Source organism: Alteriqipengyuania triglochinis (genome assembly GCF_054655655.1).
In genome coordinates this window covers 586,003-598,528 of record NZ_BAAHNC010000001.1, presented here as the reverse complement: position 1 = coordinate 598,528, position 12,526 = coordinate 586,003, and the positions used below count along the sequence as shown (strand labels likewise).

Below are 12,526 nucleotides of genomic sequence, written 5' to 3'. Positions count from 1 at the left end.
CTCACCCCGGTGTCGCCGGTGCGGTGGCCTTGATGGCCAGCGCGTGGACCCGCTCGCCGGGGATGTCGCCGAGCGCGCCATTGACCATACGCTGGCGTTCGAGCCGCGATTTGTCGGTGAAGGCGGGCGCTTCGATCACAATGGTGAAATGCGATTCGCCGGTGCCGTCGTCGCCCGTGTGGCCGCGATGCTTCGCGCTGTCGTTCATGATCTCGAGCTGCGTCGGCGAGAATGCCTTGCGCAAGCGCCGCTCCATCTCTTCGGCTACTGTTTCCGCCATCTGGTCTTCGATCCCTTTGCAATTTTCGAACCGGCTGCCCATCCTAAAGGCTTATGCGACAGACCCGGTTCCATGGACGCTATGAAGCGAATGGCAGACTATGTTCCCACCCCGCCTGCGACGAGCCCGGGGAATTTCGCGCACCCGGCGCCTACGGCAATAGCTTCGACGGGCCGGGGGAGTGGCGCTGGTTCTGTCTCGATCACATACGCGAGTTCAATGCCGGTTACGACTGGTTCGACGGAATGAGCGCGGACGAGATCCTGCGCGCGCAATCCCCTGCCGCCGGCTGGCAGACCGAAAGTCCGGCGTTTCGCCCCACCGGCGGTGTTGACGGCATGCCCCGCTGGGCCGATTTCAGCGATCCGCTCGATGCGATTTCCGCGCGCGCGGGCGGCATCCGAAGCCGCGCCGAACGTGAGGCACGCATGGCGATGGAGGGGCGCTTCTCGAAGGAAGAGGCGCGCGCGCTCGAAACGCTCGGCCTCGGGGAGGCGACCGACCGCAAGCGGCTGCGCCAGCGCTATTCCGAGCTCGTGCGCCGCTACCACCCCGATCGCAACGGGGGCGACCGCACGCACGAGGCGCGTCTGGGCCGCGTGGTGGAGGCGTACCAGCTGCTCAGGAAAAGCGCGGCGATCGCCTAGAGGCCCGGCCCGTTCACCCCGCCGTGGCATGGCCTTGTGCGATGAGGTCGGCGTCGATCTGCTTGGCGGCCTTGTACGCGTCCCGCTCCTTCAGCCTGTCGGCATAGGCTTCGAACACGTCGCGCTTCGGCAGCGATCCGAACTGCATGCCCCAGTCGACGTGCGAGCCGACATAGACGTCCGCCATCGTGAACCGATCGCCGCACACATAGTCGCGCCCGGTCAGCATGACTTCGAACGCGTCAACCGTGCGGTCGAAACTGCCGTAGCCGAGCATGCCCTGCTTCTGTGCATCATCACCCGCGCTCCACCCCATGCTGTTCGCGACCACCGCCTGCTCGACCGGCCCCGCCGCGAAGAACAGGTAGCGGAAGTAATCCGCCTTCTCGTGCGCGTCGGGGAGCAGCCCGGCGTCGGGGTGCATTTCGGCGAGATAGTGGCAGATGGCCGCGGCTTCGGTCACCACGTGGTCATGGCCGCCGTGGTGATGCACGAGCGTTGGGAACTTGCGCATCGGATTGGCCTTCACGAAGGCCTCGGGTTGATCGGGCCCATATTCTACCAGCACCTGCTCATAATCCGCGCCCGCTTCGTGCAACGCCCAGCGCGCGATCTGCCCACGGCTCGCCGGGTTGGTGTAGAATGTGTAGTCGGCCATCCTCAGTCCCTCGCGTCCCTCAGTTTCTGGGCCCGACCAAACCGATGGTCGCGCCCTGCGGATCTTTGGCATAGACCGTATATTCGCCGCCGGGAATCTGCTGCGGGTCGCCGAGCAATTTGCCGCCGTTCTCAATCACGGCCGCGCAGGCGCGGTCGATATTGTCGACTCCTGCAAAGTACTGCCAGCGCGATCCTTCGCCCTCGGCCTCAGCTTTGCCGATCGCGCCGAGGCCCACACCATCGTTCTCGATGAAGCGGTAATCGTCGCCCATCTCGCCCATCGGCATCGCGCCCTCCTGCACCCACCCGAAGATCTCGGCATAGAGGGCGACGGCGGCGTCCTGGTCCGTGGTCCACAGCTCGTTCCAGCGCATGTGCTGCGCGTGATCGACGGAGAACGCGTCGCTTTTCGCCTCGGGATCGTCGGCGGGCGGGGTAGGGCTCATGACGTAGAAGACCGCGCCCTGCGGATCGGCGACCATCGCCATTCGCCCTACACCGGGCATGTCCATCGGGGGCATGTGGACCGCGCCGCCCGCGTCCTTCAGCGCCGATACGGCACTATCGACATCAGGGTGATGGATATAGCCGAGCCAGCCCGGGGCCGCGCCGCCCGCCTTCATGTCGGGGGTGATTTCGAGCACCCCGCCGGCAAAGCCGCCGTCCGATCGGACGATCATGCGATAGGTGCCGCCCGTCGGCATTGCCTGCCCTTCGGCCTCGATCTCCCAGCCGACGACCGCGCGATAGAATTCGCGCGCACCTGTCGGATCGTCGGTCATCAGTTCGTACCAGATGAAGCTTCCGCAATCTTCGGACATGACGGCCTCCTCAGGCGTGTTCTTCGACGATCGGCTCGAACCCGCCGAAAATCATGCGCTTGCCGTCGAACGGCATCTCGCCGAACTCTGCCATCCGCGGGTCTTCCATCATCTTCTTTTCCGCGGCCTTGGCGGTTGCCTGATCGGGCCAGGTGACCCAGCTGAAGACGATCTTCTCGCCATCTTCGGCCCTGGTCGCGCGGCGGAAATCGGTGGTGTGGCCGTCCTGCACATCGGCTTCCCAGCACTCGATCTGGCTCAGCGCGCCGAACTCCTTGGCCAGCGGCCAGAACTTCCTGGCGACGTCGACATAGGCGGCCTTGTTGCCTTCCGGCACGGCGAGGACGAATCCGTTCACGTACATTCTTACTCTCCCTGTGGTTTTGGCGGTTCGTGCCGGTCAAAGGCGGCGAGCTGGTCGGCCATCGCTTGCTGGAATGCCGGGCGGGCTTCGCCGCGCGCGACGTAGGCCTGCGTTGCAGGATGATCGGCAAGCAGTTGACTGCCGCCGATCGCGCGCAGCACGGTGACCATGGCGATATCGGCGATGGAGAAGGCGTCGCCCAGCCAGTCCTGCGTGCGCAGCCGCTGTTCGAGCGGGGCAAGGCGCTTGGCGATGAACTCCTCCAGGCCCGGACGACGGAGCCTGGCCCATTCCTCGTCGCGAGCGAAAGTCGTGACATTGGTCCATTCGAACAGCCACGGCTCGACCGAGTTGAACGCACCGAACAGCCACGAGATCGCTTCGGCATTCTGCTGCGGATCGCTGGGCAGCAGCGTTTCGCTCTTCTCGCCCAGGTGCAGGAGTGTCGCCCCGCTTTCGAACAGCACGATGTCGCCCTCGCGCAGCACCGGGACCTGGCCCCAGGGTTGCGCTTCGAGCAGCCAGTCCGGCTTGTCGGTCACATCGGCGAGCCGCTCGCGATAGGGGATGTCCGCTTCCTCGCACGCCCAGCGCGGGCGCAGGTCGCGCACGAAACCGCGCGCAAACGGCGGGACCCACTGGTAGCCGGTGATTTCGATCGCGGCGTCGGGACCGATCATCGTCATGGTGCCGTCTCCTCAGGCGTCGATTTCGGCTTCGGCGGGCGGGCCGTCGCTGGCGGCTGCCGGGGCCATCCAGACGGTTTCCCAGGTGTGCCCGTCGGGATCCTCGAAAGCGCCGCCGTACATGAAGCCCTGGTCCTTGATCGGGCGGGGCTCCGCGCCACCGGCGGCGCGCGCAGCGGCATGGATCGCATCGACCGCAGCCTTGTCGTCGAAGGTCAAGCACAGCAGCGCGCCGCTGGTGATCTTCGCGTCGATGATCGTCTTGTCGGTGAAGGTCGCATAGAACGCATGGTCGAGAAGCATCACGAAGATCGCTTCGGACCAGACCATCGCCGATGCCTGTTCGTTGCTCAATTGCCGGTTTTTCTCGAACCCCAGCGCTTCATAGAACGCGGTCGATTCCGGCACGTCGGTGACGGGCAGGTTCACGAAAATCATCCTGGCCATGGTGCTGCCCTCTCCTGCGCCCCGACTCGATGTTGAAAACAATGCGCCCTGAGATTACATAAGGCAACAATGAAGTTACAAAAAGAAACTAAGGTGCATGGTCGCTGGTATGACGACGCCTGTGGGACGGCATTTGCACTGGAACTGGTGGGTGAACGCTGGTCGCTGCTGATCATTCGCGAGCTGCTGCTGGGGCCGCGGCGATTCTCGGACCTGCGCGCGACGCTGCCGGGGATCAGCGCGAAGGTGCTGACCGAGCGGCTGGCGACGCTGGCCGATGCGGGCGTGCTGACTCGCCACAAGTTGCCGCCGCCCGCCGCATCGCAGGTCTACGAACTGACCGAGTGGGGCTATTCCGCAGAGACGATCATCCAGGAGCTGGGCCGCTGGGCTGCGACCTCGCCGCTGCACGATCCTACGCTACCGCTTTCTGCAGTCTCTTTCATGATCTCGCTGCGCACGATGATCGACCGGGCGAGGGCGGGCGACTGGTCCGCGACCATCTGTTTCAGCATCGGCGAGGACAGCTTCGTCGCGCGGCTTGCCAATGGCGACCTACCGATAGAGCGGGGCGAGCCGGACGGCGCGGACTGCCTCTTCACTGCCGCCGAAGCCGCCCATCTGGCGGCGGTCTTCTATGGCAAGCAGCCGGCAAGCGCGGTTGGCGCGAGTATCGAAGGCGATGCAAAGGTGGCGGAACGCTTCATCGATCTGTTCCACCTGCCACGCTGAGCGGGCTACTGCCGCATCGCCCAGCGTAATGTCTTGCCGAGGCCCCAGCTGGTGGCGCGCGCGGGCAGCGCGGTGAGGCCGGGGCGGCTGAGCCCCAGCATCGAACGCGCAAACGGCGGCAGCATCAGCACCGCTTCCGCCGCAATCGCCTGCTGGAGCGGGGCTGGGAAGCCGCGTGGCCGGATCGCGAGGACGAATTGCGCGATTTCGCGAGCTTCGCGCGAGGTCGTCAGTTCGTGCCGGAATTCGCGCATAATCGCCTGCGCTTCGGCCACGCTTTCCGGTACCGGATCGGCGTGAAGTGCGCGTCCGATCACCGCCATCTGGGCGTAGTATTCGTCCTGTTCGGCGCGCGGCATGTCGGGCCGGGCATGGCGCAGATATCCCTCCAGGAAACTGGACGCTTCGGCGATATGAACCCACGCCAGCGTGCGCGGGTCGCCTGCCGAGTAGGGCGTGCCATCGGGCAGCGTGCCGGTAATCTTGCGGTGTATCTGGTTGACCCTGGCAATCGCCTCCTGCGCGCGGTCGCGGTGGCCGAAGCTCGTCACGGAAATGAACTGCGCGGTGCGGTGGAAGCGCCCCTGCGCATCCTCGCGGAAGTTCGAATAGTCGAGCACGCCCTGAAGCGCGGCCGGATGAAGCATCTGGAGGAAGAGCCCCCGGATGCCGCCGATCATCATCCCCATGACATCGGCGTGGACCATCCGGACCGGGCTGTCCTTCACGAACAGCGCTTCGTCCGACGGCGGCACGTGGTTCTGTGGCACCTTGCCCTGGTTGAAGGCGGCGCGGACCTGCCGCAGGATCGCATTGCGCAAGGGATCCAGCGGATCGGGGCGGGGAGCGGGTGGGGCCATGGCGGATTCGATTATAGCGCGCGGGCGGCGATTGGAAATCCACGGCCCAAAGCCCGCTTGCGGGCGTCGCGCAACACCTATAGGTCGGCGGGCGATGAGCGACGAAAAGACATTCAACCCCACCGACAACACCATTCTTGGCGCACCCGACACCAAGGTCGACGTGCGAGAGACCTTCGGCGTCGATATCGACTGGCAGGTACCCGCCTTCAGCAAGGCGGACGACCGCGTGCCCGATGTCGACGAGACCTACGTGTTCGATCCGGACACGACGATGGCGATTCTCGCAGGCTTCGCTTTCAACCGCCGGGTTATGGTGCAGGGCTATCACGGTACCGGCAAGTCGACTCATATCGAACAGGTTGCCGCGCGGCTGAACTGGCCGTGCGTGCGCATCAACCTCGACGCGCATATCAGCCGGATCGACCTTGTCGGACGCGATGCCATCGTGCTGCGTGACGGGCTGCAGGTCACCGAATTCCGCGAAGGCTTGCTGCCGTGGGCGCTTCAGCACCCGGTCGCGCTGGTGTTCGACGAATATGACGCGGGCCGGCCCGATGTGATGTTCGTGATCCAGCGCGTGCTGGAGGCGGAGGGCAAGCTCACCCTGCTCGACCAGAACCGCGTGATCCGTCCCAACCCGGGCTTCCGCCTGTTTGCCACCGCGAACACCGTGGGCCTGGGCGATACCAGCGGGCTGTATCATGGCACGCAGCAGATCAACCAGGGCCAGATGGACCGCTGGAACGTGGTCGTCGGCCTCAACTACCTGCCCGCCGAGACCGAGCAGACGATCGTTGCGGCCAAGGTGCCCGAGATCGAAAAGGCGACCATCGCCGACATGGTGAAGGTAGCGGACCTCAGCCGTCAGGGCTTCATGAACGGCGACATCTCGACCGTGATGAGCCCGCGGACCGTGATCAGCTGGGCGCAGAACACCGCGATCTTCAAGGATATCGGCTTCGCCTTCCGCGTCACTTTCCTCAACAAGTGCGACGAGGCGGAACGGATGCTGGTGGCCGAATACTACCAGCGCGTGTTCGGGACCGAACTGCCCGAAAGCGTGGTGGCGTCGGCCTGACGCCTAGCCGAGGCGCCGACGGATGGCCCTGTCGGGTGCGCTTTTTCCCGAGCGTGTTACCCCCGTGGCCTGATCTTCGGACGCGCCGGGTGTGCCCGAACGTAGCCGGGTGATCTTCGCTCCCTCGCTGACGGGCAGGCTGCAAGTGTGCTGCAATTCGTCCGCCGGCACTGCGCCACTGAAGTAGAAACCCTGTACCTGATCGCATTCGGTGGCACGGATCATCGCCAGCTGCTCGGCGGTTTCGATGCCTTCTGCGGTGGTCTTCATGTTGAGCCGCGCGGCGAGCGCGATTACCGCCTGCACGATCGTCTCGTTCTCCTCCCGCTGGGTCATGTCGGCCACGAAGCAGCGGTCGATCTTGATCTTGTCGAAGGGGAAGGCGCGCAGGTAGTTGAGCGAGGAATAACCCATCCCGAAATCGTCGAGCGCGATGCGCACGCCCAGCGCGCGGACCTTGTGCAGCAGGGCTGCCGTCTCCTCGCTCTCGCGCAGAAGGACGCTTTCGGTAATCTCCAGCTCCAGCCGCTTGGGATCGACGCCGCTGGTCGCAAGGGCGTGGACGATGGCGCCATAGAGCCCGCAATCGGTCGTCTGCACGGGTGAAAGATTGACCGAGACGGACAGATGCGATGGCCAGCGCGATGCCTCGTGCAATGCCTCGCGCAGGACCCAGCTGCCGATCTGGACGATCAGGCCGCTTTCTTCTGCAATCGGCACAAAAACGTCCGGGGCGATCGGTCCGCGTTCCGGGTGGGTCCAGCGAAGTAGCGCCTCGTAACCCACCGGCTCGCCGCTCTGGGTGTCGACCAGCGGCTGGTAGTGCAGCTCCAGCTCGCCATTGGCCAGGGCGTCGCGCAGGTCGATTTCGAGCTGGCGCCTTTCCTGCACCCGCTGCTGCATCTGCCGGTCGAAGACGCTGGCGGCGTTCCGACCGCTCGCCTTCGCGTCATACAGCGCGAGATCGGCAGCGAGGATAACATCCTCGCTGCGCGTACCGTGATGGGGCGCAAAGGCGACGCCCACGCTCGCGCCGAGGGCGGCGCGCTGCCCGCGCAGCTCGATCGGCTGGCCGACCGCGTCGACGATCGCATGCGCGCAGGCGATCGCGGTTTCCCGCGACGCGGGGCGTTCGATCAGGACGGCGAATTCGTCGCCGCCCAGCCTGGCGACCACCGCGCCTTTCGGAACGGACCTTTCAAGCCGCCGCGCCGCTTCGCGAAGGGCGGCATCGCCCCCGGCGTGGCCGAACGTATCATTGATGTCCTTGAAGTGATCGAGGTCGATCCCGAGCACTGCAACCATCTGGTCTTTCCCGCGCCGCTCGAAGGCATGGGCCAGCCGGTTGTTGAACAGCGCGCGGTTCGGCAGGCCGGTCAGCACATCGTAATGCGCCATGTAGGAGACCTTGGCCTCCGCCTCCCGAGCTCGCGTAACATCCGCCACGAAGCCGCGCCAATAGCGACGCGTCCCGTCGATCGAGGTGACCTTGCGTGCCGAGATCGACCACCAGCGCTGCTGCTGGCGGACCTGCAGGGGTACCACCAACCGACGGAAATTCTCGTCCTGGCCGCCCATCTTGCGCAGTTCGTCCCGTTCAGGCGAATCATAGAACAGGTCGAGCAGCTGCATCCCTTCGAGCTGCCGGGCGGTCCGCCCGGCGGCTTCGCAAAACCGCCTGCTGGGACGCAGGATGTACCCCTCCTCGGTGCATTCGAACAGCCAGTCGCTGCCGTCCTCGTCGTATTGGTTGAGCAGGAGCTGGATCGTGTCGTTGGCATCGGACAGGTTGCGGGTGCGCAGGCGCCGGGTGGCGAACATGTAGTTCAGGTTGAAGACCAGCCAGTGCAGGCCGAAGAAACTGGCAATGCTCACCAATGCGCCACCGAACGCCGCATCGCTTCCCGAAAGGGTCAGCGGGATCGCGATGGCCAGCGCATTGATCGCGGCATTCGCCATCGCGCGTCCGGGCACTGCGATCAGCGCGATCGCCTCGATCCACATCATCATGACCGCCATCGGGACCAGCGCAACCAGCAGGTCCGGCGTGGCGCAGTAGAGTGCGATGCCGCTGAACAGGGCCCAGTGCAGACTGCGAAGGATGACCAGGCGCTTCACCTTCGCAAAGGTCTCGCTATGCGGACGCTTCTGGGTTTTGACGCGCAGATCGACCGCAATCTGTCCGGCGGCGATTGCGAGCCCGGTCACCGCCATTGCGGCGACGAAGAACAACGGCATGAAGGACAAGAAGATAATCGCCGCGACGCCGGTGCGCACGATGTCGTAAATGAAGTAGGGCGTCGTGCAGACATGCTCGATGCGGCAGCGCGCCCACCACTCGCGATCCTTGCTCTCCGGCTGGTGGTCGACCAACCGTAGGTAGAGCAGCTTGTACAGTAAGCCACCCCGTCGCAGGAGAGGGTTATGGGCGAGTTTGCTCATCTCGGGATGGTATTGGCGTCCATGTGGCAAGTGGTGTCATAGGAAAAATTGGTAAATGCCTTCTTTCCAACCCCAGCCTATTATTGTCTGTGCTTGGAGCGCACGCTTCGGCTGGCGCTCCCGCAGGGCTTGGAGTAGGGCATTGTGATGGCAGGGCGCGGCTCCCCAAACGACGACTGGGCCAAGGCCGAAGGCGGCCCCGCGGGGCACCGCGGCTATTACGCACTGCACGAAAGTATGGCCGCCGACCCGTGGGACGAAGACGATCCCGATTTCGCCGAGCCCAACCATCGCCAGAGTATCGCGCGACGCATTTACGACGTTGTTCGGGCGCACAGGACGCGTTTTTGGGCCGTGCGTGCGGCGGCGGGCCTGCTGCTGCTGCTGATCGTCATCATCATCTGGCTGGCGATCACCGCGCCGCTGTCCAAATCGCTCGAACCGATTGCACCGCCGCAGATCACGCTGCTTGCCGCCGACGGAACGCCGATCGCCCGCAATGGCGCGGTCTATGACGAACCGGTCAAGATAGAACAGCTGCCCGATCACGTGGTAAACGCGTTCCTCGCGATCGAGGATCGCCGGTTCTACAGCCACTGGGGGGTCGACCCGCGTGGGCTCGCGCGTGCGACGATCAACAACTGGACCGGAGGGTCGACGCAGGGCGGCAGCACGATCACCCAGCAGCTGGCCAAGTTCACCTTCCTCACGCCCGAACAGTCACTCTCGCGCAAGGCGCGCGAGATGCTGATCGCGTTCTGGCTGGAGACCTGGCTGACCAAGGATGAAATCCTCGAACGCTATCTCTCCAATGCCTATTTCGGCGACAACACCTATGGTCTGCGCGCGGCCAGCCTGCATTATTTCTACCGCCAGCCGGAAAAGCTGAAGCCGAACCAGGCGGCGATGCTGGCGGGGCTGCTGCAGGCGCCCTCGGCTTACGCCCCTTCGAAGCATTACGAACGCGCGGCAGCGCGGATGGAGGCGGTCAAGGCGAGCCTCGTCTCGGCGGGTTACATAACCGAGCAGGAGGCTGCGCGCATGCGCCCGCCCGAAATCGACATGCGGCTGACCAACGACCTGCCGACGGGGACCTATTTCGCGGACTGGGCGCTGCCCGAGGCGCGCGACCGCGCTCCTCCGGGCTATGGCTCGCAGTCGCTTTCCACCACGCTCGACGCGCGCTTGCAGGGCATTGCGCGCGACGTGATCGCCGGCGCACCGCTGGGCGATGCGCAGGCGGCGCTGGTCGCAATGCGTCCCAATGGCGAGGTCGTGGCGATGATCGGCGGCAAGGACTATTCGCAAAGCGCCTTCAACCGGGTGACGCAGGCGCGCCGCCAGCCGGGCTCTACCTTCAAGACGATCGTCTATCTCGCCGCGCTCCAGCACGGCTACGAACCCGATGACCCGGTCGGCAACCGGCCCTTCACGCAGGGCAGCTATCGTCCGGAGAACTACGACGGTAAGTATTCCGACTTCTTGACGCTGGAGCAGGCCTTCGCACGCTCCAGCAATGTGGCTGCGGTGCGCATGTTCAACGAGGTGGGCAGCGCGCAAGTGATCGAGCTGGCGCGCGATCTTGGCATTTCCAGTCCGATAACGCGCGGCGATCCGAGCGTGGCACTGGGCACGGCGGGCATGTCGCTGATGGAGCTGACCGCCGCCTATGCCGGGATCGCGGGCAATTCCTATCCCGTGCGGCCGACCGCCTTCGTGCGCGAGCCGGTGGGCCTGTGGGACCGCATCTTCAACGCCCCGCGCAGCATGTCCAACTCCACCCATCGCGACATGGAACAGCTGCTGCGCAGTGCCATCAACCAGGGGACCGGCCGAGCCGCGCAGCTGCCCGGGCCCAATTTCGGCAAGACGGGGACCACGCAGAACAACCGCGATGCGCTGTTCGTGGGCTATGCTGGCGATCTGGTGGTGGGCGTGTGGATCGGCAACGACGACAACACCCCGCTCGAAGGGATCAGCGGGGGCGGGCTGCCCGCGCGGATCTGGAAGAGCTTCATGCTGCGTGCACAGGGCATTTCCGGCGCCGCACCTGCGCCTCGGCGGCAGAACCCGGCGGGGCCGGTCCAACCACTCGATGTGCCCGATGGAAGCGACATTCCCGCGCCGATCGCGGAAGAGGGCGCGGCAATCACCATCGACGAAAGCGGCGTGACGACGCGTGAGGCACCGCCGCTCGACGCGCCGGCCGATGCGCCTCGCCCCGCGCCGGAGCTTGCTCCTGTGCGTCAGGAAGAGGACGCGCCGGCGAACTGAGCCCGGGCTCGCGGCTGGTCAGTCGGCGGCGGGCTCGGTCCGCTGGATCATGACGTTCATCACCGCGCTGGCGCGGGGCCGCTCGCGCTCGTCCTGCCATGCTTCGACGGTGACATTCGCGCTGCGTCGCCCCAGCTTGGTAATCCGGGCCTTGGCGAACAGCGGTGCTTTCTTCGCTGCGGCGAGAAACTGGACCGTGATGTTGATCGGCTTGAGCTGTGCTTCCTCGCCCCGTTCGCTCAGCGCGACACGCAGCGCGGCGTAGGCCGCGGTTTCCATCAGCCCGCTGGTGGCGCCGCCGTGGAAATGGCCGGGGCGACCCTCGATCGCGTCGATGCCGGAGACGCACAGCACCGGAACCTCGTCCTCGAAACCGGAGACTTCGATGCCGAGCGAGCGGGCGTAGTTGGAAAGAAGGTCGGGCCGGTCGTGCTTAGCCATTGGGAGCCGCCTTTCCGCCGATGGTCATGTAGACCGCCGCCATGGTCGCCACCGGATCGTCCGGATTCCCGTCATGCGCGATGCCGCGCACGAAGGCGGCGGAGCGTGTGGTGCGGTAGCATTCGCAGCGCCCGATCACATCCGCCTTCTCGCCCGCCGGACGCTGGTAGTCGACCCGCATGTCCAGCGTGGCGACCGGAACGAAATGCTTCTCGCGCGTCCAGATCGCCATGCCGCCCGCCATGTCGAGCATCGAGAAGATCGGGCCCGAGGCGATGACGCGGCGCACATCGTCGCCGACGAGATCGTCGCGCCAGGGCAGGACCAGCTCGGTCCAGTCGGCACCGTGGTCGCGGTAGGCGAGGCCGAGCCAGCCCGGATGCCCGCCCGCGAAAAGGAAGGGCGATGCAGCTTCGGGGTCGAACCGGGTGGAGGGATCCCGCGGGGATGGCTGGTTTTCCATGCCTTGCCATCTGTCCGGTGAAAGCCGTGATGACAATATTTTAATTCGACCGCCAGGGGCTTCTCGGGGACGGTGGGCTCGTGCGGCGGCGGGAGGCCGCGCGCAACGCAATGGCCAGAATAAGGCCAGGCAACGGGGGCCTAGCACCAATGAATCTGCCCAGAATACTGCTCGAAAATCTGCCGGACCTGGCCGATGCGCCGGGCCTCATCGGCAGCCTGTCCGATCTTGCCAGCGCGTCGACCGACGACCGGCTGATCTACCTGATGATCTACCTCTACGAGACCTATCCGCCCGACGGGGGCGCGATGTTCTCCTGAGAGATCGC

15 protein-coding genes are annotated in these 12,526 nt (G+C 65.4%); 5 read left to right on the top strand and 10 right to left on the bottom strand.

The window, feature by feature from the left end:
* Nucleotide 1: 1 nt before the first annotated feature.
* On the bottom strand, nucleotides 2–280 hold the full coding sequence (locus tag ACYQ0L_RS03020; protein ID WP_459787440.1) for a BolA family protein: 279 nt from the start codon (nucleotides 278–280) through the stop codon (nucleotides 2–4).
* A 53-nt stretch (nucleotides 281–333) separates the two neighbouring features.
* Here ACYQ0L_RS03020 and ACYQ0L_RS03015 point away from each other — a divergent pair, with 53 nt between their 5' ends.
* Nucleotides 334–927 (top strand): J domain-containing protein, encoded by a 594-nt coding sequence (locus tag ACYQ0L_RS03015; RefSeq protein WP_459787439.1) that lies wholly within the window; start codon nucleotides 334–336, stop codon nucleotides 925–927.
* Between the two features lie 13 nt (nucleotides 928–940).
* Here ACYQ0L_RS03015 and ACYQ0L_RS03010 read toward each other — a convergent pair whose 3' ends face one another.
* The 5 genes from ACYQ0L_RS03010 to ACYQ0L_RS02990 are packed head-to-tail and all read right to left on the bottom strand — an operon-like array spanning nucleotide 941 to nucleotide 3,905.
* On the bottom strand, nucleotides 941–1,585 hold the full coding sequence (locus ACYQ0L_RS03010; RefSeq protein ID WP_459787438.1) for a glutathione S-transferase family protein: 645 nt from the start codon (nucleotides 1,583–1,585) through the stop codon (nucleotides 941–943).
* A gap of 19 nt (nucleotides 1,586–1,604) precedes the next feature.
* Entirely contained in the window at nucleotides 1,605–2,408 is an 804-nt protein-coding gene (locus ACYQ0L_RS03005; RefSeq protein ID WP_459787437.1) for a VOC family protein, read from the bottom strand.
* Between the two features lie 10 nt (nucleotides 2,409–2,418).
* Nucleotides 2,419–2,772, bottom strand: coding sequence for a DUF1428 domain-containing protein (locus tag ACYQ0L_RS03000; protein ID WP_459787436.1), 354 nt, complete (start codon nucleotides 2,770–2,772; stop codon nucleotides 2,419–2,421).
* A 2-nt stretch (nucleotides 2,773–2,774) separates the two neighbouring features.
* Entirely contained in the window at nucleotides 2,775–3,458 is a 684-nt protein-coding gene (locus ACYQ0L_RS02995) for a glutathione S-transferase family protein (RefSeq protein ID WP_459787435.1), read from the bottom strand.
* Between the two features lie 12 nt (nucleotides 3,459–3,470).
* Entirely contained in the window at nucleotides 3,471–3,905 is a 435-nt protein-coding gene (locus ACYQ0L_RS02990; RefSeq protein ID WP_459787434.1) for a VOC family protein, read from the bottom strand.
* Between the two features lie 69 nt (nucleotides 3,906–3,974).
* Here ACYQ0L_RS02990 and ACYQ0L_RS02985 point away from each other — a divergent pair, with 69 nt between their 5' ends.
* Nucleotides 3,975–4,637 carry a winged helix-turn-helix transcriptional regulator gene (locus ACYQ0L_RS02985; protein WP_459787433.1) on the top strand — a complete coding sequence of 221 codons (663 nt, stop codon included), beginning with the start codon at nucleotides 3,975–3,977 and terminating at the stop codon, nucleotides 4,635–4,637.
* Between the two features lie 5 nt (nucleotides 4,638–4,642).
* Here the strand turns inward: ACYQ0L_RS02985 and ACYQ0L_RS02980 are convergent, their stop codons facing one another.
* Entirely contained in the window at nucleotides 4,643–5,497 is an 855-nt protein-coding gene (locus ACYQ0L_RS02980; RefSeq protein ID WP_459787432.1) for an oxygenase MpaB family protein, read from the bottom strand.
* 94 nt (nucleotides 5,498–5,591) lie between these two features.
* Between ACYQ0L_RS02980 and cobS the strand changes: the two genes are divergently transcribed.
* Nucleotides 5,592–6,578, top strand: coding sequence for a cobaltochelatase subunit CobS (cobS, locus tag ACYQ0L_RS02975; protein ID WP_459787431.1), 987 nt, complete (start codon nucleotides 5,592–5,594; stop codon nucleotides 6,576–6,578).
* 3 nt (nucleotides 6,579–6,581) lie between these two features.
* Here the strand turns inward: cobS and ACYQ0L_RS02970 are convergent, their stop codons facing one another.
* Nucleotides 6,582–9,020, bottom strand: a complete 2,439-nt coding sequence (locus ACYQ0L_RS02970) for a putative bifunctional diguanylate cyclase/phosphodiesterase (RefSeq protein WP_459787430.1) — start codon at nucleotides 9,018–9,020, stop codon at nucleotides 6,582–6,584.
* 147 nt (nucleotides 9,021–9,167) lie between these two features.
* On the opposite strand from ACYQ0L_RS02970, the gene ACYQ0L_RS02965 reads away from it, so the two are divergent.
* Nucleotides 9,168–11,294, top strand: a complete 2,127-nt coding sequence (locus ACYQ0L_RS02965) for a transglycosylase domain-containing protein (protein WP_459787429.1) — start codon at nucleotides 9,168–9,170, stop codon at nucleotides 11,292–11,294.
* 18 nt (nucleotides 11,295–11,312) lie between these two features.
* Here the strand turns inward: ACYQ0L_RS02965 and ACYQ0L_RS02960 are convergent, their stop codons facing one another.
* Both ACYQ0L_RS02960 and ACYQ0L_RS02955 read right to left on the bottom strand, forming a co-directional pair.
* On the bottom strand, nucleotides 11,313–11,735 hold the full coding sequence (locus ACYQ0L_RS02960; RefSeq protein ID WP_459787428.1) for a PaaI family thioesterase: 423 nt from the start codon (nucleotides 11,733–11,735) through the stop codon (nucleotides 11,313–11,315).
* Nucleotides 11,728–12,198, bottom strand: coding sequence for a PaaI family thioesterase (locus ACYQ0L_RS02955; RefSeq protein WP_459787427.1), 471 nt, complete (start codon nucleotides 12,196–12,198; stop codon nucleotides 11,728–11,730). Before ACYQ0L_RS02955 ends, ACYQ0L_RS02960 begins: the two co-directional genes overlap by 8 nt.
* Before the next feature lie 149 nt (nucleotides 12,199–12,347).
* Between ACYQ0L_RS02955 and ACYQ0L_RS02950 the strand changes: the two genes are divergently transcribed.
* Nucleotides 12,348–12,518, top strand: coding sequence for a hypothetical protein (locus ACYQ0L_RS02950; protein ID WP_459787426.1), 171 nt, complete (start codon nucleotides 12,348–12,350; stop codon nucleotides 12,516–12,518).
* Nucleotides 12,519–12,526 lie beyond the last annotated feature (8 nt).